We start from the raw sequence: 25484 nt of genomic DNA, 5'->3' as shown, positions 1-25484 counted from the left end.
ACGCCGTTGTCCGGTCGGCGAGCCGAGGGACCGACGTCCGTGGACTCGGAGTGTGATCACCTCGGTCGTGCAGCCGGGATGTGCCCGGCTCTCCGCAGGACAGGCGAGGGGTGGTGCCACCTGCGGAGTTGCGCATTCCTACCACGACACCGCACGTCCGCAGTGTGACGCATATCACCTCACTCACGGTGATCTGCGAAAAGCGCAGGAAGCGTGATGTGACCGTTATCCGGACAGGCCTATCCGTTCACCGTGCACTTATTTTCCCTGGTCAGGAGCTCGCGGCAGGACACTCCTGTCGATCGGTGCGATGTGTCGGCGGTAACAGCAGCATCACCGGCCGTCCTCCAACCGCCGTCCGGGGCGGGCGGCGCCTGACGGCCGGTGGTGAAGGGCGCGTGTGGGCGCCGGCCTCGGCTGCCGTTGAGCATCACCTCTCGCTTCCGGAATGTGTCGTTGTCGCACATCAGGCAGAGGACCGGGTGCTCCCCGATCGCCGCGTGCAAGGGCCGGTCCATGCTGCTCGCCCCTTCCTGCGTCAGTTGCGGCGGTAATCGGGAGCGGTGACGTCCACGGGGTGTGACGCGTGCCGTCCTGCGGGGTGCGCAAGGGGGTGGCGCGGATCAGTGGCGCGGGTGATGGCCGCTTCGACGGCGGTGATGCGGTCGGCGAGCAGGCCGAGGGCGGCGACGGCCCGGGCGAGGGGGTCGCCGGCGGAGCCACCGAGTGCCTGGGTGCGTGTGTAGGCGCCTGTCACCTCCGTCCAGCGGGCGGCCTGCGCCGGGGTGAGGGGGCCGCGGATCGCGGCGAGCTTGAGGAGGTTCGCCTCGGCCTCGGCGGTGAGGGTCTGGGCCTCGGCGGTGTAGTGGTCGTCGATCACCGCGCTGAGCTCGGCGTCGTTCATCGCGGGTGAGACACGGGCAGCGATCCTGTTCATGGTGCGGTAAGACCCCTGGAGCCGGAACGGCGGTTCGACGCGAGCCCCGTCGGCGGTTGCGGCGGAGGCGATGTACTCCTCGTTGACGGCGAGCACGGTCTCACGGGCGGTCAGGAGGTGACGGAGTACGGCGAGGACCTGCTGGAGCTCCGCCGGGGTGTAGGGGTGCGTGATCCGGTCACGGCGAGCTGTCGGATCCCCGGCCGCCAGCCGTACCAGCAGCTCCAGGTCGGAGCGGTCACGGCCCGCCAGGGGCGCCAGGACCGGATGGGAGGTGAGGGCGTTCTCCACGAAGCTGAACGCGAAGGCCTCCTCCTTGCCGGTCAGCACATCGCCGAGGCTCCACACATCGGCCCGGTTGGCGAGCATGTCCGGGACACGGAAGGCCTGCCCGGACTCCGTGTAGGGGTTTCCGGCCATACAGACGGCGAAGCGCTTGCCGCGAAGGTCGTGCCCGTCCAGCGTCCGGGTGGCGTCGCAGAGCGGGATGAACTTCTGCAGGAACTCGGACGAGCAGTGCTGGATGTCGTCGACGTACAGCAGGACGTTGCTGCCCGCCGCCAAGGCGAAGGCGATCTTCTCCAGCTCCCGGCGGGCGGTCGCGTCGGGCGCCTCGGCGGGGTCGAGCGAGGTCGTCCGGTGTCCGAGGGCGGGTCCGTCGACCTTGACGAGGAGCAGGCCGAGGCGTTCGGCCACGTACTCGATCAACGTGGTCTTGCCGTAACCGGGCGGGGACAGGAGCAGCAGCAGGCCCTGGGAGTCGCTCCGCCGGGCGCCTCCGGTCGCGCCGAGCTGCTTGGCGAGGTTGTCGCCGATGAGAGGGAGGTAGACCTCGTCGACGAGCCGGTTGCGGACGAAGGACGACATGACCCGGGGGTGGTACTCGTCAAGACGGAGCCGGTCGCGCGCGGTGGAGACAAGGTGAGCTCTGCGCTCCTGATACGCGCGGTAGGCCGGCACGTCGGTGGCGGCGAATTCCCGCGTCCGCACCAGGAACTCGTCGAGCCGCACCTCCAACGCGCCGCCCCGCAGGCGGGGGTGGCTGCCCAGGAGTCCGGTGACCGTCTCCGTGACGGGGGCGGCGACCTCGTAGCGGTCGAGCTCCGGGCACAGTTCGACCGCTACGGCCTCGGCGAGCACGCCCTCGTCGAGCGGCTCCCCGGATACCGACGCGTAGGAGGTGAGCCAGGCCTCGACCACCTGCCGACGCGCGCGCGGTCCCGTGAGGGAGACGAGGGAGTCGTCGTACGCGGAGGTTCCGACGGCGCGGCGGAACTCGTCGAGCAGGGTCCGTGCCGCGTCCGAGACGGCGAAGCCCGTCGGCGCTGTGACGAGTTCCTCGACCAGGTACGCGGCGGCCGTCGGGTCGCCGATCTCCTCGGCCAGCTCGTCCCGCAGGCCGTCGACGGCCGACTCCGTGCCGAACAGGTCGCGGGCCCGGGCCAGGGCGTCGGCGCGGTGGGTCCACTGCTCCCGCGCCTCGGCGGTGGCGGTGTGGGCCCAGAAGACCTGGGCGGCCGCGCGTGCCGGAGCCGGGTACCTGAGCAGTCCGGTGCTTGCGGACAACCTGAGGACGGCCTGCAGGATCGCCGCCGCGTCGTGGTCGTGGACGCCGCGCTCGTACCCTTCGTCGTACGCGGCCTCGGCGGCCCGTCGCGTGAGCGCGGCCACGTCCTCACCCGCAAGTCCGCCGGCGCCGTGCTCGGCGAGGAGGCGCGCGGCCAGGTACTCGGACCGGTAGACGCCGGGCGACTCGGAGGGAAGGACCCGGCCCCAGTACGGGCGGGTCTCGGCGACGTCCGGGTCGGTGACGGGCACGCGGTAGTCGGTCCCGGTCAGACTGAGGACGAGGGTGTCCCCGTGCGGTACGAGGGTCAGCTCGGGGGCCTGCCTGTTGACGGCGAAGCGATGCCGGCCGAGCCGGATCGTGGCGCCGCCGTCGGCGAACAGTTCGGTACGGTCCCGTAGCGCGCGACCTGCTTCCTGCCGGGCGGCGCCGAGGCGGCCCTCCAGTTCCTCTGCCCGTGCCTCGTCGCCGAGCTCCCGCAGCTCGGCGCCGGTGCGCCGGATCTTGGCGACCATGGGGTCGGAGGCGAAGTACGTGTTCACCTCGTCCAGGTCGGAAAGGGTCGCGGCTCGCCGGGCGATCGTCTCCAGGGCGCGGTCCGCCGATGCTGCGACGCGCTCGGCGCGGCGGGCGCGGGCGTCCTGGAGGGACTGCCTGCGCACGGCGAAGGCGTCGTACATCTCGGCGCGCTTGCCGGCGATCTCGCCGAGGAAACCGTCGTGCTCGGCGAAGCGGGACTCCAGGTTCTCCAGCTGGAGCAGCAGCCGGCCGAGCTGGTCGTCGCAGCGGTCGGGGGTGTCAGCGGCGGCCAGCGCGCCGGTGGCTGCCTGGCCGAGCAGGGCGAACTCGGCGGCGAACTCCGCCCGGCCCTCCTGGTCGAGGAGTTCGGCACGGCGGGCGGCGAGGAGGGCCCGGGCGCGGTTCAGCGCGCCCAGGACGTCGGCGATCCGTTCCAGGATCGAGGTGCGGACGGTGGCGTCGCCGATGTCGAGACCGGCGATGATCTCGCTGAGCGTCCGCAAGTCGGCGGTGTGCGTGTCGAGCCGGCCGGCGACCGGGGCCGTGCCCGCCACGGTGGTGACGGCGCCGGCCTCTGTCGCGAACCGTTCCGCTTCGATGTGGTGGGCGGCGAAGGCGTCCTCACGCCGGAGGAAGTCGACGGCCCGCTGGGCGGCCGAAGCGATGTCGGCCTCGACGTCCCCGGCGAGGCTGTCGATGCCGTCCGTGTCGGCGTACCGCATGTCCTTCAGGGTCAGCAGATGGCCCTGCGCCCGGCGGAGCTCGGTGATCCGCGAGATCCACTCGTCGGCCGTGGCGGGCGCCTCGCCCCGGATGCGCCGGACCAGCCGGCCGATCTGCTGGGCGGAGTCCGCGTACGCTTCCGCCGCCTGCCGGGTGAGCGTGGTCACCGTCTCGAACTCGTCGAGGACCTGCGCGGCGGTGGCCCGGAGCTCGGCCAGGGGGGTGCGCAAGTCACCGGTCTCCGGGTCTCCCAGCCAGTGGTGGACGTCGCCCGCGCGCACGCAGGCGGCGGCGAGTGCCTCGTAGACCTCGCCGGCGGGGGTCAGCTCGGTGGCCTGGCGGACGATCGACAGGCAGTCCGCGATCCCTCGGACGAGGTCCGCGTTGCCGATGCGGGCCAACGGGCCGTCCACAGCAGGGTTCACATGGGTGTCGGAGACGTACGGAGTCCGCCAGATCTGCACGAGGTGGACCCGGCCGGGCTCGCCGGCCTCGTCGCGCAGCACGACCATCGTCCCGTCGTCGAGCAGCGCGTATCCACGGCAGGACACCGGATGGGCGATCTCCTTTCGGATCAGGTTGTACGGCAGGAGAAGACCGCGGTGCTCCGGCCGGGAGTGGAAGGAGAACAGGAGGTTCTCGCCGTCGGGCGAACGGATCACCCGGTCGAGGACCAGCCCCGAGGTGTCGGTGTCGAAGGTCTTCATCGCACCGGAGGCGAGGCAGTAGCCACCGGGGAAGACGACTCCCTCGTCCCCGGGCAGCCGCAGACACGACTGACCGATGCCGTCGAGCCTGACGACGCTCCCGGTCAGGCCGTTGAAGACCAGGTGGCGGACGACCTCCTCCTTGTACGGGCGGACGCGCACCAGGGTCAGGGCCCTCACGAACGCATACGCGACCTCGGCATCGGCCAGTGCCTGGAGCGGCTCGTCGACCGGCTCGGCGTACACGCCCTCGGCCGTCTCGGCGTCGTTCTCCGTCTTGACCGTCAGCGCCCCGCCGACCGTGGAGACGAAGAGACGGCCGCCGAGCGAGACGTGCGGGTGCCGGCCATGGACGTGGTCGTCGCGGGTCGTGTCCACCCAGTCGACATCATGCGGGGGCGGAAAGACGTGGTCGCGTTCTCCCAGAGCGTCGAGGAACCGCGTCTCGCCCGACGGCCCGACCGACCAGCGCAGGACGCGGATGTCGTCGGCCTTCTGCCCGGTCCGGAAGACGGCGAGGAGCCGGCCCTCCACGCGTCGCAGCCGTAGCAGGCGCGCGTCCCGGAAGTACCGGTGCAGCGCCGAGAAATCCCGTACGAAGCCGGGGTCGTCGAGGAGACCGGGCACCGCGCCCTCGGACAGCGGGTTCAGGTCCCGGTCGTGGAGGGTGAAGAGGTCGGCGACCGACGGCTCGGCGCTCTGCGCGGAGGCCGGGTGGGAGCCGAACAACAGGACATCGTTTCCGACGGCGGCGACGTCCAGCAACTCCCCGGCACCCTCGGTGCGGACGCTGCCGGTGCCGGTGAGAGACAGCCCACCGGATCCGAAGGCGGCGGTACGGGCGGTGTTGAGCGCCTCGGCACGCCCGGCCAGCTCGGCCGCCTGCGCCGCAAGGCGGTCGCGCAGCACCGCGTACGTGTCGTGGTCCATTCCGGCGCTCATGTCAATCCGCTCCTTGTCCCCTGATGGTTGCGGGTCCGGTGCCGACACCCCCGTGTGCCGGCACCGGACCGCTGTGACCGCTCCCCCCCGGGGCGGTCAGTTCGTGGCCGAGCCGTTCAGCGCGGGCGTCTCGGCCGGGGCGGCGGTGGCCGGGCCGGGGACGTGCGCGTCGAGCACGCCGGACTTCATGACCTTCGCGAGCAGCGCGGAGACGCTGAGGTTCTGCACGTCGGCGCTGGAGAGCGAACCGAGCACCTTGGTGAGGTCCTCGGTGAAGGATCCCTCCCCGTTCAGCCACGGACCCGCCAGCGCCTGCGCGGTCTCCGAGTGGTCCATGAAGCCGTCGACGGACTTGCCGAGCGCGACGGACTGCACGAGCCGGTCAAGGAAGACCGACTCGCCGCCGACGATGTTGATGTCGGCGTTCTCCAGGCCGGTGGCGAGCACGGTGGCCTGCGCCTCGGCGACCTGACGCTGCACGTCGAGGCCGGCGAGCCGGATCTCCTTCTCCGTCTCCAGCCGCAGGCGGTACTCCTCATGGGCGCGGGAGGCCTCGTCGAGAGCCGCCATAGCCGCCGCCTTCTCCGTCAGACCGGCGGCCTCCGCCTTCAGCTTCTCGCCGATAGCGGTCGCCTCGGCAAGGGCCTTCTCGCGAGTGCCGACAGCCTCGGCACGCAGCCGCGCCTCGGTGGCCTCGGCCTCCGCGCGACCCGTCTTCCCGATCGCGTCAGCCTCCTTCTCGCGGACCTGAGCTGCGGCGAGCCCGTCGGCGGCGGCCTCGGCCTGCACTCCCTCGGCGAGGCGGATCTTGGCGCGGGCGTCCATGTCGGCTGCCTTGTTGCGGGCCTCGGCCAGGGTGAGCTGCTCGGCGGCCCGGTGCACGGCGGCCTGCTCGGCGGCCTCGGCCGCCTTGATGTCCTTGACCAGCTTCTCCTGAGCCTCGGCCTCGGCCGCGATGACGACCGCCTGCCGGGTGCGCTCGGCCTCCTCGACCGTCCGCAGCCGCTTGATCGACTCCTCCTGCTCGGCGACCGTACGGTCCACCGCCACCCGTTCGCGGATCACCTCGGCGATGTCCCTGCGCTCCGCCTCGACCTCCTTCTCCGCGGAGATGCGGGTCAGTTCGGTCTCCCGGTCCCTGCCGATGACCTCGAGGAGGCGGTCCTTCTCGATCCGCTCGTTCTCGACGGCGATGACCCGCTCGCGGTTCTTCTGCGCGACCGCCACCTCGCGGGCCTGGTTCTCCCGCTGGATCCCGAGCTGCTCCTCCGTCTTCAGGAAGGCGCTCTGGGCCCGCAGCCGCTCCTCCTCGACGACCCGTGCGGTCTCGGCCTCCTCACGCGCCCGTACGGTGTCGATCTCGCGCTTCTGCTTGATCTCGGCGTCGGCCTGGCGGCGCTCCAGTTCCAGGATGGCCTCGCGGGCGTCGACGTTCTGCCGGGTGATCTCCTTCTGCTCGTGCTGGCGGAACTCGTTCGTCCGGACGTTCTCCACGGCGGTCAGCTCGGTGATCTTGCGGATGCCCTGGGCGTCGAGGATGTTGCCGGGATCGAGCTGGGTGAGCGGGGTCTGCTCCAGGTAGTCGATGGCCGCGTCCTCCAGGCTGTAGCCGTTGAGGTCGATGCCGATGATCTCGATGATCCGGAACCGCAGTTCCTCGCGCTTGGTGTAGAGGTCGGTGAAGTCGAGCTGCTTGCCGACGGTCTTGAGGGCCTCGGAGAACTTGGCGTTGAACAGCTCCTGCAAGGTCTCCTTGTCGCTGGCCCGGGCGGTGCCGATGGCCTGCGCGACCTTGATGACGTCCTCGACGGTCTTGTTGACGCGGACGAAGAACGAGATGCGGATGTCGGCGCGGATGTTGTCCCGGCAGATCAGGCCGTCGCGTCCGGTCCGGGAGATCTCGATGGTCTTCACCGAGATGTCCATGACCTCGGCCTTGTGCAGGACGGGCAGGACGACCTGCCCGGTGAACGTGACGTCTACCTTCCGCATCTTCGAGACGATCAGAGCCTTGCCCTGTTCCACCTTCCGGAACAGCCGGCTGACCACGAACAGCAGGACGACGGTGACGAGCAGGACAACGGCGACGAGCGCGCCGATGCCCACGGTGATGGCATCCATGAGAAACCCCGTGTCGATGAAGGAAGCGGGAGCCGCAGGCCGGGGCTGCGGGACAGGTGGGCGAGCACCGGACGGCGGATGCTCCCCGAGGAGGGCTACCTGCGTCGCCGTGCCGGCGCAGGTAGAGCACGCCGCCCGACAGCGGCGAGCCGATCCCGTTCGAGGAACTCAGCCCGGTGGGTGAGGTCCTCCCGATGCGGCCCGGGTTCGTCGGCAGATTGCACCAGCGGCCCCGCGAGGCGTCGGGTCGTCCACGAGGAGACGACGGGAGCGAGTACCGGCAAGGTGAGCGGGAGCAGAGCGGAGAACGACCGGAACGCACCGGCGAGACGGAGAACCACGAAGCCCGACATGCTCAGGATCCAGCTGCCCACGATGAACAGGGAGGCCGCCACCGATCCGGGCACCGGGCCGAGGTGCAGGGCTTCGGTGTCCACGGCGCCGTAGCAGCCGTCGCACTCCACGGCGCGGAACAGCACCAGCAGCCAGAACACCGCCACGGCGACCACGGCCGCACTGAACGACAACGAGGGGAAGCCGAAAGCGGCGTACAGGAGTTCTCCCATGGCTCTCCTCCTGACGTGTCACGGTTTCCGTCTCCCGGCACCGGGCCAACGCCCGTGCCCTTGCGACGACCATCCTGAAGCGGGGGCGCCTTGCTCCGCATTGCCGTAACCAGGCAGTCTTCGACGTCTTCTTGATGCCGGTGGCGCCCCCCCCGGAGGCACGTGTCGGTCGTGGCCCCCCGAGTCAGCGGCTTGTCAGAGGCGCGTCGGGAGCCGGGAGGGGGTGATCCGCCTCCGGCCTGTACTGCAGCATCCTGAGCTTGCGCTTCACAGCGCGGGTGACCTGGCCAAGGCCGACGGTGCGGGAGGGCCGTCGGCAGCAACTCCACACCCTCGACGCCGACCTGCGGCGTCCATGCCGCAAGGAGTGCTGCTGGGCCGCTGCTGGCTGCTGGCCATTCGGGTGTCGGTCCGGCAGGCACGGCCGTGCGCCCCCACTCATGGGAGGGGTGAATGTCTAGTTTTCCTCTATGACAGATGTGACTCAGCCCCTCAGCGTGTACAGATCGTTCACGGCACGCAAAGCTCTCCGCAAAGCAGCGGCCGGTGCCGCGTGTTCCGGGGTGCTGGCGGCCGCCGTACTGACCGGCGGCCCGGCGGGCGCCGCAGCCCGTGTGCCGGTCGCCGTCGGGAACCCGGTTGCCGGCAACAACGGCTTCGGGGTGGTCGTCGAAGAGGACGCCACTCTCGGCAGCACCGAGTCGGAGGGCCCCGTCGCGGTAGGCGGCGATCTCGCCTACGGCGACGGCTACAACGTCGCGCTCCACACACCCGGAACGTTCACCGCGCCGGGAGACAGCGAGCCGACGGCTCTGCTCGTCGGAGGTGCCGTCGACTACGCGGGCAGCAGCCCCACCGGTGTGCTGAGCGTTCTGCAGGACGGATACGTCAAGATCGGCGACATGACGGGCAGCGACGCACTGATCCAGGACAGCAACGGTGCCAGCGTCAACACACAGGTGGTCGCCGACGGCGCGGCCTACAACTCCACCCCTCGGATCGGGCTGACCACCCAGCAGCCGGCCGCCTCCGTCGCCCAGGGCGGGCTGATGGATTTCACGTCCCTCTTCTCCACCTACCGCAACCGCTCCGACACCATGGCCACCTGCGCGGCCAACGTCACCCTCCTCGACGGAAACGAAGTACCACTGCCCGATCAGGGCACCATCCCTCCCGGGTCCAACATCAAGATCGCCCTCACCGAGGGACAGACCAACGTGCTGCGGCTGACCGGCGAGCAGCTGAACAACATCGACATCCTCACCTTCCTGGACCCGCCGACCGCGGACACGCCGCTGCTGGTCACCGTCGACACCACGGGCACGGACAGCGAGTTCATCTGGAGCACGCCGACCATGGCCGGTGTGTCGGGTGAACAGGCTCCGTACATCCTGTGGAACTTCGCTGACGCGACCGACATCACCATTGCCGACGGCGACAGCCTGGAGGGCACCGTCTACGCCCCCCGAGCCAGCCTCACAGACCTCGACCCGGCCAACATCGAAGGCGACATCATCGCCCGCGAACTGATCGCGGGACCACTCGCCGGCACCCCTGGCGGGCCCGCGAACGCCGGGGAGATCCATTACTTCCCGTTCGACGCCGATCTGAACTGCGACACCGACCCCACACCGCCCGCCACCGGCACGGTCGAGGTGGAGAAGACCGACGCCGAGACCGGGGATGCGCTGGCGGGTGCTGTCTTCCAGTTGTGGGAGGAGACCAACGGCACCACCGGCCTCCAGACCTCGGGGGCTGACCCCGACACCCAGGTCGATGGCCCGTGCACGACCGGAGCAGACGGCACGTGCGAGGAAGAGGTCGAGACCGGCACCTACTACTGGCAGGAGACAGTCGCCCCCGACGGCTACGAACTGCCCGATCCCGCAGTCTTCGGCCCTCTGGTGCTGACCGAGGCCAACGCCGACGAAGGGGTCACCGTCACCGCCACCAACTCCCGGACGCCCGCACCGTCGGAACCCGGCGAGCTCACTGTGGTGAAGACGGATGCCAAGAACGGTGACGCGCTGTCCGGTGCCGTCTTCGAGCTGTGGCGTGAGACGAACGACGTCCCCGGACTTCAGACCACTGGAGGATCCCCGGACACTCGCACCGGTGCCGGATGCTCCACCGACGAGCAGGGTGAGTGCATCTTCGAGGACCTGCCGCTCGGCGAGTACTACCTCCTCGAGACCGCAGTCCCGGAGGGGTACGTCCTGCCGGCCGATCCGGTCTTCGGGCCGTACGAGATCACCGAGGCCAACAACGAGGAAGGCGTCACCGTCGAGATCGACAACGAGCGCGGCGAGCCCTGCAAGGGTAAGGAGTGCAAGGCCGGGAAGTGCAAGGACGGCGAGCACCGCCTCCACAGCGCCACGCACGTGTGACCTCGTCACCCGCCCGGCCGCCCATCGGTGGGCGGCCGGGCGGCCGACTGATCGACTGGCGGGAAGAACTCGCTCCGCAAGGAGGTCCTCACGTGCGCTTTCCTTACCGCCTCCCCGGTGCCCTGGCCGCCACAGCAGTCATGGCACTGCTGTACCCGGTCATGCCCGCCACGGCCGCCCCGGGCGGCGGCAGCCCGTGCACGGCAGCGACCGGCCCCTACCAGCGTCAGCTGGAGAAGCACCTTGGCCTGGCGGCCGACGGCCGGCAGTCGGAGGCCGACTGCCGTGCCCTCCGGGCCTTCCAGACCAAGCACGGCCTGCCCCGACAGGACGGCTTCGCCGATCTCGCGACATACCGCACCTCGGTCGCCGTCGAAGCCACCCCGGCCCCCAACGCTGCCGGCCGCTGTCCGATCCGCTCCCACCGCGTGACCTGCATCGACATGGACCGCCAACTCCTCTGGGTACAGACCGACAAGAAGGTCGACTTCGGCCCGGTACCGGTCCGCACCGGGCGCGACGCGCAGGAGACCCGCCCCGGGTGGCACGAGATCTACTGGCGCAACCGAGACCACGTCTCCACCATCTACGACAACGCCCCCATGCCGTACGCACAGTTCTTCGACGGCGGACAGGCCCTGCACGGACGCCCTGGCGACCTGTATGACGGCGGAGGGTCGGCGGGCTGCGTCAACCTCGCCCTTGACGACGCCGCCACGCTGTGGGACCTGCTCGCCGTCGACGACAGCATTTACGTGTGGGGCACAAAACCCGGCACCGCCGACTGACCTACGGGACCCGGCTGCCCGCAATCGGTGCCTGCTGTCCAGCCCGGTCGAGGACGGACAGCCGGTGGTGCTGCAGGCGCGTCGCGCAGGACGTCACGGAGCAGTCTGGCGTGCTTCACTGTCTGACTGGATCCTGTGCGGCAGCTGAGCCACCCAGTACGGTGCGGCGTAGGCGTCGTAGGGGCTGTAGCTGCCTTGGAGGGGCCGGTCCGTTCGTACCTACCCAACACGGCCGCGGCGACCGGCGGCAGCGGGATGTCATGATCCGGTCCGGAGGACACGGGCTCCCACCGTCCGGGTGGGGCATCGGCCGGATCGGCGGCCGGCCACTTGTCCGGAGTCGTGTCCTGATGCGGCAGGCCGCCCAACTGCCACCGCCTCGGACAGTTCTGACAGGCTCGGCCACCCACCTTCAGCTGTCGGATCGGGTATCGCTGCACATCCAACTGCCACAACCGCCAGCCTGGCGAACCCCCGATGGAGACTACTTGTCGCGCATGGCTTCGATCTCGGCAGCCAGCGCGGCCACGTCGCGTGCCTGCGTGTAGTACCTGCTCGCGTACTCGCTGTCGATCGCCGGGAGGACCTTCTCGAAAACCCCCACCAACCTGGTCAAGCCCCCTCTGGCAGGTGCGGGGAGGGGGCCATCGAGGACGCGGTAGACATAACCCGCGGTGTCCGCGTCGAGCATGACCATGTCTTGGGCTTCAACGTCCAAGCCGCGGAACCCGGGCGGGAACGGCATGGCCCGGTACTCCTCCATCATCTGCGCGAGCGCGTCGAGCTTCTTCTGTATCACCCGGAGATTCTGCCAGGGGCCCGTGTGGTGAAGTGCCAGTCACACCCCTGGAGGGACTTACAGCATCAGCAAGCGCACGGGCTCCCGACCCGGTGAACCTGCGGGTCAGAGCGCTGGGTCGGCACCCGTGCAGCGGGCTGTCCAACGTCTGGAGCAGGATCACGCCGACTCCGGCGACGGGCTCTTGCTGACGCTCATCAACAGATGGCGTACCCGTAACCCGCTCCCTGACGTGTCCCCGAAGGAGGGTTGCGCGCGTGTGGTGTGCACGCGTGCGCACGGAGGGGAGGCCCCGGGCGACTGTGGGCACAGGGCCTGTCTCTCGTATCAAGCCGGGCTCGCCCGGGACCGCGCCGCGGGTCTCATGAGTCGGGGAAGGAGAAGTAGAGGGCATCGCTGTAGAAGGACGCAAAGTGCTTCTGCCAGTCGGCTCGGACCGAGGCCAGCCAGTCGTCGTTCTGGCCGGCGATCGCAGCCTCTGCCTTGGCGACGGCATCGGGTATGTCCTCGGCCGCCAGACGCCGCACGCTCGCTGCCGGATCGTCGCCCGTCATCGAGATGATCTCCCCGGTCTCGAGAAGGAAGTACTTCGCCTGCTGCTTCTCGAGGTGGGCGGTGGTCCTGGCCACGCATTCGGCGAACTCGGCGTCTTGCTGCAGGCCCTTGCCGACCGCGCGCAAGAGGCTACGGAGCAGGGCCGCCCCGTCGGCGTAGTCCGCGGCGATGCCGATCGGAGGATTCCAGATCAAGGACGGGACGATCGTTGTTCCGCGTCCAGCCAAGAGCTTGTGCGCGAGCGGGATGTCCCAGTTGTGCTCGGATATGCAGCGGATCGGCTTGGGGATCTCCGCCTCGTTCGGCATGGACCCTGCGGAGTAGAGATAGGAACGGTTTGCCATGGTGGCGACGCTAGCAAGGAGCACCGACAGCCTCGGCGCCGGTAAACTCTTCCCGCGCGGTCAGAGCGCGTGGAAAGGCTCGGACCGTCAGATGAGCTGCCCCCGCGACATCGGCGGGACATTCACCGAGACCCGCGCCTCGGATTTCACCGCCGACCTGTGTGTGAGGTTCGGGTCGTCAACGGATACTGGCAGGCCGCTGACCTGCCATGGTCGGTTTGAGCGGTGAAATGGTCCCGCCATGGTGAGTAGGCCAAAGGCGTGGTGAGCGTCCGGCCGGCCACTCCCGCATGGCAGGCGAACAGTGGGCCGGCGAGGAGTGAGCGCCGGTCCATCTGTCTTCCGCCCGCAGGGACAAGGGAATGAAGATCGCACTCGACACACGTCTATCGGCTACGCGGCGGCTGTTTGCCACAAAGCACCGCATAGGCCCCAACGGTCAGCAGCCCGCCTGTGAGAAAGGCGCCCCGCACGTCAGCGAGCGGAAGGACCAGCCCGCCGAGCGCGGCGCCCGCCGCGATTCCGGCGTTGTAGGCACCGGAGTTCGCTGCGAGTGCGATATCCGTGCGGCCTGGAGCGCAGCGGAGCATCTCGTTCTGAGTGGTCATGAAAATGGGCCCGAGGGCACCGCCCATCAGCATCAGAAACACCACCGCGGCGATCTGGTCGGAGCCTGCCACATACAGGCCGAGCATGCCCACCGCCTGCGTGGCTACCGCAGTGGTCAGCGCGGCGTGCGGAGAGCGGTCCAGTAGCGCCCCCGTGATGCTCACCCCGACCAGGCAGGCAGCGCCGAAAGCCAGGAGCAGGACGCTGATCGTGCTCGGGGCGAACCCGCTGACCTCGCGCAGGAACTTCACGAGGTAGGTGAATCCCGCGAACGCCCCGGTGGCCGACAGCGCCCCGGCTACCAGCACGATCTTGAACCGGCGTGCGTCGGGATCTCTGCCGTAGGCGGCGGGCTCCGCTTCCGGACGGGAGGTCGGCAGCAGGGCAGCGATCGTCATGAGGGAGATGAGCCCCAGACCGGCGAGTACTGCGAAGGGCACTGGCCATTCGATCTGATGGCCCAGCCAGGTCCCGGCGGGAACACCGAGTACGAGGGCGAGCGAACCGGCGGCCGAAAGCGCTCCGACTACACGCCCGCGGACCTCGGGCGCGAACAGGCCGACCGCGGTCGGTCCCATCACGGCCCAGAACAGCGCCTGAGCGAGTGCGGTCATCAGCCGTGCCACGAAGAGCAGCCAGTAGGAGTTGGCCAGCGATGCGATCAGGCCCGACACGACCAGCGCGGCCAGCAACCCGGTGAGCACATGACGTCGGGGCACGGCCCGTGTGACCTGGGCAAGCGGCACAGATGCGACGGCGACGGTCACGCCGTATCCGGTGACCAGGAGGCCGACTGCCGACACTGACACCCGCAGGCTTTCGGAAATGAGCTCCAACAGGCCGATCGGCAGGTTCTCGGCCGTATTGATGGTGAAAGCAGCCAGCATCAAGGCCGCCAGCACGGCAGACCGTTGAAATGAAGACGCTCGCCCCGCGACCGCGTGGTCTCCGCCCTGCTCCGTGGGGCCGCCCATAAGAGAAATCACCTCGTGCTGTCGTACAGCGTGTGCAAGCCCCTGCTGCTCAAAGGCTGTGCGCCGCGAGCTGCGGCTCGCCGAAGCCAACCGGTGACCGCTCGCGGGGGCGCCGCCCACGGTCGTTTCACGGCCGCCGGTGCTCCTGGCGACGCGGCTCGGGTCGCATGTCTCCGCCGTAGGTGGTGTGGTAGTCCGGGACAACGACGCGGCTCAGTGAAGACTCCTCCTCGACCAGCGCGACGAACGCGTCCAGGTCCATCGCAGGGTCACGGCGCGGTGGTTCGCTCAGGGGCTCTTCGAAGTTGTCCCAGTGGACTGGTACGACAACAGCGGGCTGCCCGAGCGCTCGCAGCAACCGGGGCACGTAGCGGGACGTCGAGGCGCTGGACGGCACCGCGATCATGGCGACATCGGGCCTCAGTCCTTGGACCGCCCGCTCGGAGAAGTCGCTGGCGCCCATCAGGAAGGCCGAGGGCGCGCCGCTGCCGGCCGTTACCTGGAAAGCGAGCGTGTCGCCCTCCGGCAGGTCGGCAATCGTGCGGGGGGCAGCCGGCGGTGGCTGGTGCAACGTTCCCGGAGCGAAGTATGTGTGCTGTTTGTTGCGGCTGTGCAGGCTCGACACGACCTCGACCGTGATCCCGTCGAAGTCCAGTACCTCACCGCCCTTGACCACCGAGATCTGCGCGGGGTCGACACCGAACGCGACCAACAGGTGGAACGTGGTCTCGGTGCCGACGACCCGGGCACCGGTGGCCTTGGCGATATGGGGTACGTCGGCGATGTGGTCCCAGTGGGAGTGGCTGACCAGCACGATCTCAGGGCGGCCGATGCTCTCGCGTACCCGCTCCGGATCGGACCTCAGCTTTGTACACGGATTGAAGGCCCCTTCGAACAGGCCCGTCTTGAACCGGGTGATGTATGGGTCGAAGAGCACCGTCCGCCCCTCGACGTCGATGCGCCAGCCGGACGTGCCCAGCCAGCGGAAGGACGACGAACCAGTCGGCGAAGCCCTGTGTGTCCTCGCGGCGGCGGCGGGGGCGGAGGAGGCGAGAAGCGGAGCCGCCGCACCGAACGCTGCGCCGCGCAGCACCGTGCGTCTGCCGAAACCCTGGATGCGCCGCGTCGGGCGCGGTGCGTCTGCGTCGTCGTTCATGGGGCCATGAGATCAGGAGGCACCCGCCGCGGTCCAAGATCAGAAAGTTGGCGGTCCCATAGGCGGAGCCGTATGAGGCCACGTCAGCTGCCACGGCTGCGTAGGAATTCGACAGCGAGCCGAGCCGTCGCGCCGATCGCCGCGTCAACGGCCGGCCGTGATGTGGCGAGCTCCCGCGTGCGGGCGAAGACGGAAACTGCGTAGCGGCTGCCGTCGGGATACCGGACGACGCCCGCTTCCATGTGCAGGCCGGGCAGAGTTCCGGTCTTCGCCGAGACCGTCACCTCGTCGGGAAACCCCGACACCAGTCTGTGTCGGAACACCTGGCGGGACATCAGTCCCCGCACATGCGCACAGGCTTGTGGAGGGCCCGCCTCGTCGCGCCAGACCAGACCCAGTAGCCGGGTGATCTCGCGTGGCGTGCTGGCGTTGGTCCGCGACGGGTCGAGCACGCTCATCCGTCTCTTGCGCTCGTCCGGGAGAGCCGGGTAGCGGAGGGCGAATTCCGCCTCGTCGCGAGCGCCGACCTCGGTGAGCATCGATTGCAGCACATCGCGAGGGCCGCCCACGATCCTGGTCCGTTCGAGGCGGAGCTCCTGGACCAGAAGCCGTACCGTGTCGAGACCGACCTGGGCCAGCAGCAGGTCCGCCGCCGAGTTGTCACTCACCGTGAGCGCGAAATGGGCCAGGTCGCGCAGGGACAGCTCGACGTCGTCCGCACAACCGGCCGTACCCCAGCCCCCGAGCCGGTCTGCCGCCGTCACGCGAACCCGCTCACGGGGGTCGAGTTGGCCGGCGGCGACCTGACGCGCGAACTCCAAAACCAGCAATACCTTGAAGATCGAGGCGATCACGACGGGCTGATCAGCGCCGACGGCCACCTCGTCGGCCGCCGCGCACTCACCGTCGTCCCTCTCGTCGCCTGCCGAACGCGTGCTGAGGGCCACCTCCTCGCAGTCCGGCCCTCGACCGAGGGGAAGCGCGTGCAACAACCCCTCGGCTCCCGCCCCCGCGAAAACCTCACGGATCCGGTCCTCGACCATCACTTCGCCCCTCCCGTAAGGTCCCTGGCTGTGAATCTCTTGCGCCACCTGCGCATCTTTGTCGCTGTTGCCGAAGAGCTGCATTTCAGCCGGGCCGCCGACCGGCTCGGCATGGCCCAGCCACCCCTGAGTCAGGCGGTGCGCAGGCTGGAGGAGGATCTCGGCACCACGTTGTTCGACCGGTCGCGCCGCCAGGTCGAACTGACGCCCGCAGGCACAGCGCTGCTGGACGAAGCCCGCGCACTGCTGACCGGTGAAGAGCGGTTGCGGGCGCTGGCCCGCCGCGCCGGTGAAGGGGACTTGGGCACCCTGCACGCGGGCGTGCCTCCCGGCACGACGGTCGCCACCCTGTCCCTGCTGCTCGGCGCATGCGCGGAACACTATCCGGGCATGTCCGTCGAGCTCCAGGAGATCACCACCGACGAGCAATTGCGGCTGATCGCGTCCGGCGGGCTCGACATCGGAATCGTCCACCAGCCTGTGGACGTCACAGGGCTCCACCTCGGTCCGGAGGTGTTCATAGAGCTCGGCGTCGTCCTGCCTCGCGTCTCACCGCTGGCCCGGCTTCCGGAGGTCGCACTCGCCGAGCTGGCCGGTCACGACCTCGTGCTCCTTCCACGCGCGCAGGCTCCGGGCTGGTACGACCGGATTCTGGACACCTGCCGAGCCGGAGGCTTCGATCCCACTGGTCTGCGGCATGCCTCGCGCCCCGAGCTTCTGCTCGCCCTGGTCAGCGCGGGGCACGGCATCGCCTTCGATCAGAGGCCGGTGGCCGGCAAGGAGCCCCGCGTCGTCTGGCGGCCACTGGCCGACCGCCCCCTCGCCCGGCGGACCAGCGCAGTCTGGTCCGCCGGGCGGTCCTCCCACCCGGCCGCCCCTCACTTCGCCGAGCTCGCAGCCGACGTGCTCGCCCGCGACCGAACGTCGATCCTGCACCGCGACCGCACGATGAACCTGCACCGCGACGAGGGCGCGCCCGCGAAGACCGATCCGCCCCGCCCGTGGGCGGTGGTATACGACGAAACAGCATGGCGCTGGTAGGCGGCCTCGACTCCGCAGCCCGATGGATGGTTCTGGGTTTCGCGCTGGGGTGCTGAGGCCGAGGCGATTGCCTGGTGCACGAGGTGAGCACGGCTCGAACTGGGGGTGACGCGAGGCAGAGAACTGGGTCGCCGATCGACCCCAGTCGCACAGGAGCGCCGACCTGCTTCGCGGCCCGCACCTGGTGACCCGGGCATTCACTGGCCGGCCGAAGCTTTCAGTCGACCGCCTTGGGCAGGTCGTCTGCCGCGACGCGATCATCTGCCGCACAGCGCCCGTGCCGCCTCACAAGTCTTCATCTTCAACGGACGTCGAGCTCCGTTGCCGTCTCAGCCGCGGTGGCTGGAGTCAGCGCCTGCAAGCCCCGTGCAGAGAAGAACGCATGCAGCCAGAGCCAGGCTCGGTATCTGCCCGTGCGGTCGATGTCGTCGATGAAGTAACCGGATAGCCCTACCCAGAACAGCCCACCGGCGACCAGCAGCGTGGCGGGCCCACGTGTAGCCGAAAGACATGAGGGTGTGACTGGCCACGGTGGCGACGGTGACGGTCAGGGCCCCCTTGGCGCGTCGTGCGTATCGCATGGCGGGAAGCCCTACTCTTCGTCGGCTGTGGGCTCCGGCGTGCAAGCATGGAAGCCCACGAGTGTCTGGAGGACGGCCTTGGCCGCCCTGCCGTCTGCCGTCGCTCAGCGGGCAGCAGCTGTCGTGCGGCTGTCGCCGGTGTTCGGGCGCCATGAAGACCGGCGCAGGTGATCGTACTCAGCCGGTGTGGCGATCAGCCGTGGACGCCGACCGCATGAGGACGAGACGGCGGGGGCAGGCCATTCCGGGTCCCACGCCACGGCCTCAGCTCGGCCAGGCATCGCATCATTGTCCACCAAGTGGGCCGTCCTGCGAAGAACTTAAGCGCGCTGGGGCCCTCGTCGGCCGGTTCGCCGTCCATACAGTCGAGGTGAAGCGAGCGCGGGTAGCGGGGGCGCTACCAGCCCTGTCCCTCCGGCAGGTCACCCAGGCCGGGGGCGGACAGGTGCAACACCTCGTAGCGCTCGGTCGCCATTTCGTCCAGCGTGGAGGAGTCCGCCCACACCACGAACCGCAGCAGCTGCCAATGGTGGGGGTCGACGGCCAGTGCAGCGGTGTGTACGCCGTCCTGTGCGGCAAGCCGTTGCAGTTGTTCGACTTCCCGTCCGATCAGCGCGGACAGGCCCAGTCCGGTGCCGTCCAGGTCCACGTCGGAAGGTATCGGGGTGAGACGGCGCGAGGCTGCCTTGGGAGGTGCTGTGCGGGCAGGGCCGGCATGGCAGGCGATGCCGGTCCAATGCCGGGCGACGGGGCGGCCGAAGTCCCGAACGATGTTCTGGAATCCTCCGCCACCGACGAGGAAGTGAGCCATCGCACCGATGTCGTTCCACAGGTAGAAGGGGGCGTACTGGTTGACCGGTGAGCCGTCGATGCCGCGTTCACGGATGACATAGGCCTTCAGACCTAGTCCGGCTCGATTGTCGAGGACGTGGCCGCCCTCGGCGACCCGCTTACGGATGATCGTCATGTCGTAGTCGGCGGGCAGGGTGAGCTCGTATTGCTGCGCGTACACGGACGAGGACGCCTTTCTTCGTGGGTAATCAGTGGGCGAGCAGGTCGGTGAGGTATTCGGCCTCGGTGACATGAGGGCCGCGTTCGGCTTCGGTACCGTCCTCGGTGACTTCCTGGACAGCCCGATGCGTCATGATGGTCCGGGGAGAGGCGCCGTGCCGATGCCACTCGCCCGTCGCGACGCGCACACTGTCTCCGGCACGAATGGCGTGCGCCTCTCCGCCGCGGCACCGGACGAGCCCGGCCCCCTCCGTGACGTGCAGAACCTGGCCGAGGGGATGGCGATGCCCCGCGGTGCTAGCGCCCGCGCGCGAAGTGAACACTGTCAATCCGCAACCCGCGAGGGTTCCCTGGGCGTGGCGAGTTCGTCGACCCATGCCGCGCCGGAAACCCACTCGGGTGGTGCGACGGCGATGGGCTGCGGCGTACGGGAGACATGCATGAAGCGCAGGTTGCCTCTCTACTCGTGGGTGGCGGAGATACGTGCGGCCAGGAGGCCCAGCACTCCTGTGATCGCCTGGTCGAACGGCTGCACCGAGTCGGCAGCGCGAGCCAGGACGTAGCCGCCCTGCAGGACCGCGACGACAGTCGCCGCGGTCGCCTGCGGGTCCAGTGCGGCACCCAGCTCGCCCCGCTCGCGCCCCTCGGCCAGCAAGTCGGCAAGGCGTTCCCGCAGCCAGGCGAGGGTTTCGTCGACGGGGGCCCGCAGCTCAGGGTCGGCCATGACATCCGGGTCCTGGGTGAGGCGCCCGATCGGGCAACCCTTGAGAACGTCCCGCTCCCGGCGCAGGTACGCCGTGATGCGATCCACCGCGGTCCCCGGTGTGGAGAACTGCTCCTCGGCTCTGGCGCGCATCTCCTCGGCGGTGCGCCGGATCGCGGCGAGCGCCAAGTCCGGTTTCCCGGCGAAGTGGTGGTACATGCTTCCTTGTCCGGCGCCGGCCCGCTGCTGGATCGCCTTCGGGCTGGTGCCGGTGTATCCCCGTTCCCACAGCAGCTCGCGGGTGCTCTCGATAAGACGATCGGCAGTGCTCATGCAGGCAGTGTACAGACTAATAGGTACAGAGGATTCTGAAGGCTCGGCATCGCAGCCGCGACCTCCCGCAGCTGGTCGTTCGCCAGGGAAAGGGCGTCGAGCGTGCAGGGCGGTCGGCGGCCGGCCGTGGCCATGTCGGGCGTCAGCCATGGGAGCAGAGCAGTTCCTCGACGACGGCCTCTGGCTGTTCCTTCAGAACGAGCGCCGGACTGACCGGGACGCGTCAAAGCCACCGCGTACGTGTGAACACCCCCGCCCCACCACTCCATCCACGCGCGCTGGTCCAGCAGCTGCTCCGTGCCCCGGTCCGGTGCAGGAACTCGGCGATGCCATGGTCCAAGCCCGCCAGCCCTGTGGTCTCCGCCTCGGACGCGGTCGTGCCCGGAGCTGCTGCGGGCGGCAGGGAGGCCCACTTCGTAATGCGTTCGCGCTGCTGCCAGTCGGGGAGGAAAGCCAGTCAGGGTGCGAACGCGACAGATTCCACCACTGGATCGACGAAGACGACGACGGTTGTGACACCCCGGCGTGACGGTGCTCCCGGCCGTGGCCGTCACGAAGCCGGGGCAGGGTGACCGGTGCGCGGTTACCGAGGGAACCTGGGCCTCGCTCTACGACGAGGCCGGCGTCACCGACGCCAAGAAGCTCGTCTGGAAGGGCACTCTGGCCGCGCTGTCGACGGTGCAGGGCGACGAGTGAGATGCCCGGGTGGCCGCCGTCGGCGATCGCCGTTGTTTTGCCGACAGCGGCCTTGGCGCCGGATTTCTCCCATGCCTTGCAGTCGTTGCGGTTCCCGTCGAGTGGCCGGCCGACCACGTCGACCAGGCGGGGGGTCGGCGTCGATGACGACTTGGTGGTTGGTGGAGTACCCGATAGTTCTTCGACCGCTCTGCGGTGGTGTGGTCACGGATGGGGACCAGGATGCCGTCCATGATGAGCACGGTGTCCTTGGTGAACCGCTTGCGGGGCTGAAACGCGAGCAGGGGTGCGAGGCGGTTGATGACTCGGCCGGCCGTGGACTTTGACGTCGAACAGCGGGGCGAACCGTAGCGTCAGATTGGTGCACCAGTAGGAGCTCTGACGGAATGACCTCATAGCGCCTGGTGGTGAGCACGGTTGGTACTGTCCGACCGTGACTTTGACTGACCTGCGGGATGGATTTCGCGATGACGACCAGCGGCAGTGCGTCCAAGCGGTCGTTCACAGTCGACTCGCGGATGACCGAGAACCGCAGGAGTGTCGCTACCTGATGCGCTTCTGGTGGCAGCTGAGCATGCCGTACCAGGAAGTCTCGCTTGAAGAGCTGCGCCTGAACGTCGGCAGGCAGAAGCTGGACGCCCTCATGGAGCTGATCAGCGCCATCCGGTCCTCCCACGAAGAGATCGATGCGTGGCTAGGCGATGCGGAGAAGACGCTTCCGGTGATTCAAGACCGCGGCTTCAACTCGGACCGCGGCAACTGAGGCACGAGCTTCGTCAGGCGCCGCCAGCAGATGATGCAGGAGGCGAGCTTGAGGAAGGCTTCGTGATGTCGTCGCGGATCTCCCACCGGATCCGCAGGCGGCGGAGCCAGGGCCCTTGGGTGAAGGCGCGCTCCACGGCCCAGCCGCGGGACCGAGCCCGGAACCGTGCTCGGTCCCGCGGCGGGCGATCACCGGTCTCACCCCAAGCCCACACACGAGACGGCGGTACTTGTCGTGGTCGTACCCGCGGTCACCGAGCACGACGTCCGGGCGACGCCGGGGCCGACCACGTTTGTCCCGCACCGACGGAACGGCTTCGAGCAGCGGAACGAGTTGGGTCACGTCAGTGCGGTTGCCCCCAGTCAAGGCGACAGTGAGCGGAATGCCGGTGGCATCGGTGATCAGTTGGTGCTTGCCGCCCGTTCTACGCCGGTTGACAGTGCCTCGTCCGGTCTTGGAGCCCCCTTTTACGCCCGGATGTGGCAGCCGTCGACGGCTGCACAGGAGTAGTCCAGGGCGTTCATGCTGCGGCACGCCCTGGCCGCATGATCTACAGGGGAACAGAACCCGGCTGTACCTGCCCGACGCCGGACTTCCGCAACACGCTTCAGACGCGCTTGATGACCCAGGTCAGGGCCAGCCAGGGAGTGCCGGCAGCGAAGAAGGCCAGGAGCCAGCCCGCCCAGGTGGACGTCTGGAAGAACGCGCCGGGCAGTAGAAGGAGCACCCCGAGGCAGAGCACCAGCGCTGCTACTCCGTGGACTTCAACGCGGAACCTCCGGGCGGAGTGGACCTCGGCGCGGTCGAAGATCCCGGAGCCGAACGCAGCGATGAACAAGACCACCGCCCAGATCCACAGAAGTGCGGCGCCTCCGGGGAAGAAGCCGGCCTCGTGATATCGCCCACCGAGCTCGGGACGGCCGGGGGAGTACATGACGGCCACCGTGTCCCCCTCCTCCGGTACTTCGAGGCTCCTCACGCCCTCTACGGTGATCCTTCGGGGGCGGTCGTCGAAGGACAGGGTCACGACGACGTCCACCTCATACTCGTCGACGCCATTCACGTTCACGCCGGTCGGCCGTGGCTCGCTCACGATCCTCTTCACAGGAACCTCGTGGACGCCCCCTCCGGCCGTGTACACCTCCGAGACCCAACGACCCGGCTCACCGTCCGGGCCGACTGCCTGAACCAGCGCCGCACCACTCGCCAACGGGAGCAGGACGGCAAGGAGGACGGGCAGGCCGCGGGAGGGACGTCGCCCCGGCCGCACGGGCTTGTCCAGGTCGACGCCGCCCGCACGTCGTGAGCGCACGGAGACCGTCATCCACATCATTCCGCACAACAGCGAGCAACCGAACATCGCCAGCCGCAGATCCCGTGTCTCCGCACGCGGTTGCAACGGCAGGATGCCCACGATCAGCGTGGCGCTCACGGCCACCACCATCAGAATCCCGGTCACCCGCGTACTCGCCGACGACACCCGCGACGATCCCGTGCACAAAACCCCCACGCTCCTCCCCAAGCCTCCGTGTGGTCAGCACCCGTCGGCTTCGGACGCCCTCGCGCCCGGTCGGTCGAGCGTAGTCACGGCCTGACACTTCGACGACAGCGACCTCTGGAGTCCTGCGCCAGATCCGTCGTTGCCAGCGGACCGACGTCGCCCCCCCCGCTCAGCCTGTTGGAAGCCCTCGGTGACGACCCCAGCAGGTCTTCCTCCGCCACACGATCTCACGGGACTACTCATACGGGCGGACGAGTCTGCGCCGTCGAGAAGCCCACGCGCCGAGCTGCAGGTCAAGGCAACCGGATGCCGGTTGGCGCCCGGTTGGTAGCGTCTCTGTAATGAATTCGGACCGTGGGCTCGAGGCGTTTCGTCGGGAGCGGAGGCGCTCACTGATGCTGTGACAGACCTGTCCGAGGCTGAATGGAGTTCTCCCGACACGCTGCGCTCCGTGGACCGTAGGTGACCTGCTTGGGCACGTGTGCGTCGTGATCCACTGGCTCCCGGGCATGCTCGAAGCATCGGCCCCGGGTGAGGCCGGAATCTGAGCAGCGGAGTACTACCGCCCGGACGATCGCTTCTCACCCCAAGCCAACAGTGCCCGGATCGTGCCGGCCCAGGACCGGACAGCAGAGCCGGCCGACGATGCCACCTCCGCCGATGGCTTCACCGCGACCTGGCGACGAGCCGACCTGCTGTGCCGGGCCCAGTCGGCCAGCCGTACCGTCTGGACGCGTCATGGTGACGCCAGGCTCTTGTCCGACTTCCTGCTCACCCGAGCCGTCGAAGTCGCTGTCCACGGCCTCGACCTGGCCGATACACGCGGACGCGAACCCTGGCTCACCTCGTCAGCCGGTGACGCCGTACTGGAGCTGCTTCTCGGCGCAGAGCAGACAGCGGCCGCCAACACATCGGTCTGGAGCACGCCGCGCTTCCCGCGTAAGGCCACCGGCCGCGAGCCCTTGAACGCATCAGAGACCGCGCAGGTCGAGCAGCTCGGCATCCGATTGCTCGCCCTGGCTGACACCTGCGCTCCGCTGCAACGAGATCAACTCAGCAGAGAGGCCGGAATGTGTGCTGCCGAGTGTGAGAATCCGACCGTCTCGAACGCACAAGCTTGAGTCTCCAGCAGGGGGAGACCAGAAGCTGGGAACATGAACGCCCGCACCCTCTACTCGATCGGCGAGCTGGCCCGGCGCACTGGTACCACGGTCAAGACCATCCGGTTCTACTCCGACTACGGGCTCATACCGCCCGCTGACCGCAGCCCGGCCGGCTACCGCCTTTACGACAGCGATGCCGTCGCACGCCTGGATTTGGTGCGGACCCTGCGCGACCTGGGACTGGATCTTGCTGCCATCCGGAAGGTCATGGACCGGGAACTCCCACTGTCTGACGTTGCCGAGGTACATGCCGAGGCGCTGGACGTCCAGATCCGGATCCTGCGGCTGCGGCGTGCGGTGCTGACCGCCGTGGCGAGGCGCGGGGCTACTCCTGAGGAGACACATCTGATGCACAAACTGGCCACACTCTCCGAAACCGAACGCCAACAGCTGGTCGGCGACTTCCTCGGCGCAGTCTTCGGAGATGTGGGTGCCGGCTCCATGTTCACGGGAGCCATGCGCTCGATGACTCCGGAACTGCCGGCCAACCCCGACACGGAGCAGGTCCAGGCGTGGGTGGAACTGGCCGAGCTGTCGCAGGACGCAGACTTCCGCGCCCTCGTACGCCACCTGGCCCAGGAGCAGACGGCCGGGTACGACCAGGGTGGCCCACCCGCGCGGCACAACGACGTGGCTGCGATCGTCCGTGACCAGATCACGCCGGCCGTGGCAGCGGGCGTCGAACCGGCCTCGCTCCAGGCCGACCCGACCGTCACAGCCCTCATGAACCGCTGCGCACATCTCCTCGACCGCTCTGACGACGCCACGTCCCGCAGACATCTCCAGGCCCGGCTGGAACGTATGAATGACCCCCGCAGAGAGCGATACCTCTCACTGCTCGCTGTGATCAACGGCTGGCCGGAACCGGAGAGCCTGCGGCCGGTCCTCGACTGGACCGTCGGTGCCCTGCAGGCTCGGACGTGACGGCACCACCGTCACCTGCCACGGCCCCGGC

The 25484-nt window shown here is 68.9% G+C and carries 20 protein-coding genes and 2 pseudogenes; 8 read left to right on the top strand and 14 right to left on the bottom strand.

Going from position 1 to position 25484, the window contains the following annotated elements:
- Positions 1 to 538: 538 nt before the first annotated feature.
- From ACHFIV_RS12670 to ACHFIV_RS12660, 3 genes are all read right to left on the bottom strand, one after another.
- Positions 539 to 5395: a DNA repair ATPase gene (locus ACHFIV_RS12670; protein WP_398967026.1), complete on the bottom strand. Its 4857-nt coding sequence runs from the start codon at positions 5393 to 5395 to the stop codon at positions 539 to 541.
- A gap of 96 nt (positions 5396 to 5491) precedes the next feature.
- The gene (locus ACHFIV_RS12665) at positions 5492 to 7516 is read right to left on the bottom strand and encodes a flotillin family protein (protein WP_398967023.1); all 2025 of its coding nucleotides are present in this window, start codon (positions 7514 to 7516) and stop codon (positions 5492 to 5494) included.
- Between the two features lie 95 nt (positions 7517 to 7611).
- Positions 7612 to 8082 carry a hypothetical protein gene (locus ACHFIV_RS12660; protein ID WP_398967022.1) on the bottom strand — a complete coding sequence of 157 codons (471 nt, stop codon included), beginning with the start codon at positions 8080 to 8082 and terminating at the stop codon, positions 7612 to 7614.
- Positions 8083 to 8552: 470 nt separating this feature from the next.
- Here ACHFIV_RS12660 and ACHFIV_RS12655 point away from each other — a divergent pair, with 470 nt between their 5' ends.
- Both ACHFIV_RS12655 and ACHFIV_RS12650 read left to right on the top strand, forming a co-directional pair.
- Positions 8553 to 10469, top strand: coding sequence for a collagen-binding domain-containing protein (locus ACHFIV_RS12655; protein ID WP_398967019.1), 1917 nt, complete (start codon positions 8553 to 8555; stop codon positions 10467 to 10469).
- A 92-nt stretch (positions 10470 to 10561) separates the two neighbouring features.
- Positions 10562 to 11257, top strand: a complete 696-nt coding sequence (locus ACHFIV_RS12650; RefSeq protein ID WP_398967018.1) for a L,D-transpeptidase family protein — start codon at positions 10562 to 10564, stop codon at positions 11255 to 11257.
- Positions 11258 to 11741: 484 nt separating this feature from the next.
- Here ACHFIV_RS12650 and ACHFIV_RS12645 read toward each other — a convergent pair whose 3' ends face one another.
- From ACHFIV_RS12645 to ACHFIV_RS12625, 5 genes are all read right to left on the bottom strand, one after another.
- Complete coding sequence (locus tag ACHFIV_RS12645; protein WP_398967015.1) at positions 11742 to 12056, bottom strand: hypothetical protein; 315 nt, start codon at positions 12054 to 12056, stop codon at positions 11742 to 11744.
- 362 nt (positions 12057 to 12418) lie between these two features.
- Complete coding sequence (locus ACHFIV_RS12640) at positions 12419 to 12955, bottom strand: DUF7822 domain-containing protein (protein WP_398967013.1); 537 nt, start codon at positions 12953 to 12955, stop codon at positions 12419 to 12421.
- A gap of 386 nt (positions 12956 to 13341) precedes the next feature.
- The gene (locus ACHFIV_RS12635; RefSeq protein WP_398968186.1) at positions 13342 to 14451 is read right to left on the bottom strand and encodes an MFS transporter; all 1110 of its coding nucleotides are present in this window, start codon (positions 14449 to 14451) and stop codon (positions 13342 to 13344) included.
- A 214-nt stretch (positions 14452 to 14665) separates the two neighbouring features.
- The gene (locus ACHFIV_RS12630; protein ID WP_398967011.1) at positions 14666 to 15694 is read right to left on the bottom strand and encodes an MBL fold metallo-hydrolase; all 1029 of its coding nucleotides are present in this window, start codon (positions 15692 to 15694) and stop codon (positions 14666 to 14668) included.
- A gap of 83 nt (positions 15695 to 15777) precedes the next feature.
- Entirely contained in the window at positions 15778 to 16737 is a 960-nt protein-coding gene (locus tag ACHFIV_RS12625; RefSeq protein WP_398968183.1) for a serine hydrolase, read from the bottom strand.
- 39 nt (positions 16738 to 16776) lie between these two features.
- Here ACHFIV_RS12625 and ACHFIV_RS12620 point away from each other — a divergent pair, with 39 nt between their 5' ends.
- On the top strand, positions 16777 to 17778 hold the full coding sequence (locus tag ACHFIV_RS12620) for a LysR family transcriptional regulator (protein ID WP_398968181.1): 1002 nt from the start codon (positions 16777 to 16779) through the stop codon (positions 17776 to 17778).
- Between the two features lie 978 nt (positions 17779 to 18756).
- Here ACHFIV_RS12620 and ACHFIV_RS12615 read toward each other — a convergent pair.
- The 3 genes and pseudogenes from ACHFIV_RS12615 to ACHFIV_RS12605 all read right to left on the bottom strand — a co-directional run bounded on the left by ACHFIV_RS12615 (position 18757) and on the right by ACHFIV_RS12605 (position 20406).
- Positions 18757 to 19371: a DUF4865 family protein gene (locus tag ACHFIV_RS12615; protein ID WP_398967009.1), complete on the bottom strand. Its 615-nt coding sequence runs from the start codon at positions 19369 to 19371 to the stop codon at positions 18757 to 18759.
- Positions 19372 to 19570: 199 nt separating this feature from the next.
- Positions 19571 to 19747: pseudogene (locus ACHFIV_RS12610) on the bottom strand (cupin domain-containing protein); the annotation flags it as partial.
- An 83-nt stretch (positions 19748 to 19830) separates the two neighbouring features.
- Complete coding sequence (locus tag ACHFIV_RS12605; protein WP_398967006.1) at positions 19831 to 20406, bottom strand: TetR/AcrR family transcriptional regulator; 576 nt, start codon at positions 20404 to 20406, stop codon at positions 19831 to 19833.
- Between the two features lie 543 nt (positions 20407 to 20949).
- On the opposite strand from ACHFIV_RS12605, the gene ACHFIV_RS12600 reads away from it, so the two are divergent.
- Positions 20950 to 21102 (top strand): hypothetical protein, encoded by a 153-nt coding sequence (locus ACHFIV_RS12600; RefSeq protein WP_398968256.1) that lies wholly within the window; start codon positions 20950 to 20952, stop codon positions 21100 to 21102.
- Here the strand turns inward: ACHFIV_RS12600 and ACHFIV_RS12595 are convergent.
- Positions 21052 to 21474 (bottom strand): annotated as a pseudogene (locus ACHFIV_RS12595) (IS5/IS1182 family transposase); the annotation flags it as partial. The gene ACHFIV_RS12600 and the pseudogene ACHFIV_RS12595 sit on opposite strands and share 51 nt — an antisense overlap.
- A gap of 61 nt (positions 21475 to 21535) precedes the next feature.
- Here ACHFIV_RS12595 and ACHFIV_RS12590 point away from each other — a divergent pair.
- On the top strand, positions 21536 to 21865 hold the full coding sequence (locus ACHFIV_RS12590) for a hypothetical protein (protein WP_398967003.1): 330 nt from the start codon (positions 21536 to 21538) through the stop codon (positions 21863 to 21865).
- Here the strand turns inward: ACHFIV_RS12590 and ACHFIV_RS12585 are convergent.
- A complete protein-coding gene (locus ACHFIV_RS12585) occupies positions 21797 to 22399 on the bottom strand; it encodes a transposase (protein WP_398967001.1) in 603 nt (200 codons plus the stop codon). The genes ACHFIV_RS12590 and ACHFIV_RS12585 overlap by 69 nt on opposite strands.
- A gap of 73 nt (positions 22400 to 22472) precedes the next feature.
- A complete protein-coding gene (locus ACHFIV_RS12580; RefSeq protein ID WP_398966998.1) occupies positions 22473 to 23297 on the bottom strand; it encodes a hypothetical protein in 825 nt (274 codons plus the stop codon).
- A 488-nt stretch (positions 23298 to 23785) separates the two neighbouring features.
- On the opposite strand from ACHFIV_RS12580, the gene ACHFIV_RS12575 reads away from it, so the two are divergent.
- From ACHFIV_RS12575 to ACHFIV_RS12565, 3 genes are read left to right on the top strand one after another with little or no spacing between them, the layout of a single operon-like run.
- Positions 23786 to 23914: a maleylpyruvate isomerase N-terminal domain-containing protein gene (locus ACHFIV_RS12575; RefSeq protein ID WP_398968178.1), complete on the top strand. Its 129-nt coding sequence runs from the start codon at positions 23786 to 23788 to the stop codon at positions 23912 to 23914.
- A 60-nt stretch (positions 23915 to 23974) separates the two neighbouring features.
- Positions 23975 to 24487: a hypothetical protein gene (locus ACHFIV_RS12570; protein WP_398966995.1), complete on the top strand. Its 513-nt coding sequence runs from the start codon at positions 23975 to 23977 to the stop codon at positions 24485 to 24487.
- A 33-nt stretch (positions 24488 to 24520) separates the two neighbouring features.
- Entirely contained in the window at positions 24521 to 25453 is a 933-nt protein-coding gene (locus ACHFIV_RS12565) for a MerR family transcriptional regulator (RefSeq protein WP_398966993.1), read from the top strand.
- Positions 25454 to 25484: the final 31 nt, after the last annotated feature.

The sequence above is a fragment of the Streptomyces sp. ALB3 genome (assembly GCF_044385685.1).
In the GTDB taxonomy this organism is placed as follows: Bacteria; Actinomycetota; Actinomycetes; order Streptomycetales; family Streptomycetaceae; genus Streptomyces.
This window is presented reverse-complemented; position numbering and strand designations above follow the sequence as displayed.

What these genes read in the sequence shown, in the direction of transcription:
- ACHFIV_RS12625 (WP_398968183.1), bottom strand. Translation starts at nt 16,737, where the DNA reads ATGGTCGAGGACCGGATCCGTGAGGTTTTCGCGGGGGCGGGAGCCGAG.
- ACHFIV_RS12640 (WP_398967013.1), bottom strand. Translation starts at nt 12,955, where the DNA reads ATGGCAAACCGTTCCTATCTCTACTCCGCAGGGTCCATGCCGAACGAG.
- ACHFIV_RS12630 (WP_398967011.1), bottom strand. Translation starts at nt 15,694, where the DNA reads ATGAACGACGACGCAGACGCACCGCGCCCGACGCGGCGCATCCAGGGT.
- ACHFIV_RS12635 (WP_398968186.1), bottom strand. Translation starts at nt 14,451, where the DNA reads ATGCTGGCTGCTTTCACCATCAATACGGCCGAGAACCTGCCGATCGGC.
- ACHFIV_RS12605 (WP_398967006.1), bottom strand. Translation starts at nt 20,406, where the DNA reads ATGAGCACTGCCGATCGTCTTATCGAGAGCACCCGCGAGCTGCTGTGG.
- ACHFIV_RS12655 (WP_398967019.1), top strand. Translation starts at nt 8,553, where the DNA reads ATGACAGATGTGACTCAGCCCCTCAGCGTGTACAGATCGTTCACGGCA.
- ACHFIV_RS12665 (WP_398967023.1), bottom strand. Translation starts at nt 7,516, where the DNA reads ATGGATGCCATCACCGTGGGCATCGGCGCGCTCGTCGCCGTTGTCCTG.
- ACHFIV_RS12565 (WP_398966993.1), top strand. Translation starts at nt 24,521, where the DNA reads ATGAACGCCCGCACCCTCTACTCGATCGGCGAGCTGGCCCGGCGCACT.
- ACHFIV_RS12660 (WP_398967022.1), bottom strand. Translation starts at nt 8,082, where the DNA reads ATGGGAGAACTCCTGTACGCCGCTTTCGGCTTCCCCTCGTTGTCGTTC.
- ACHFIV_RS12670 (WP_398967026.1), bottom strand. Translation starts at nt 5,395, where the DNA reads ATGAGCGCCGGAATGGACCACGACACGTACGCGGTGCTGCGCGACCGC.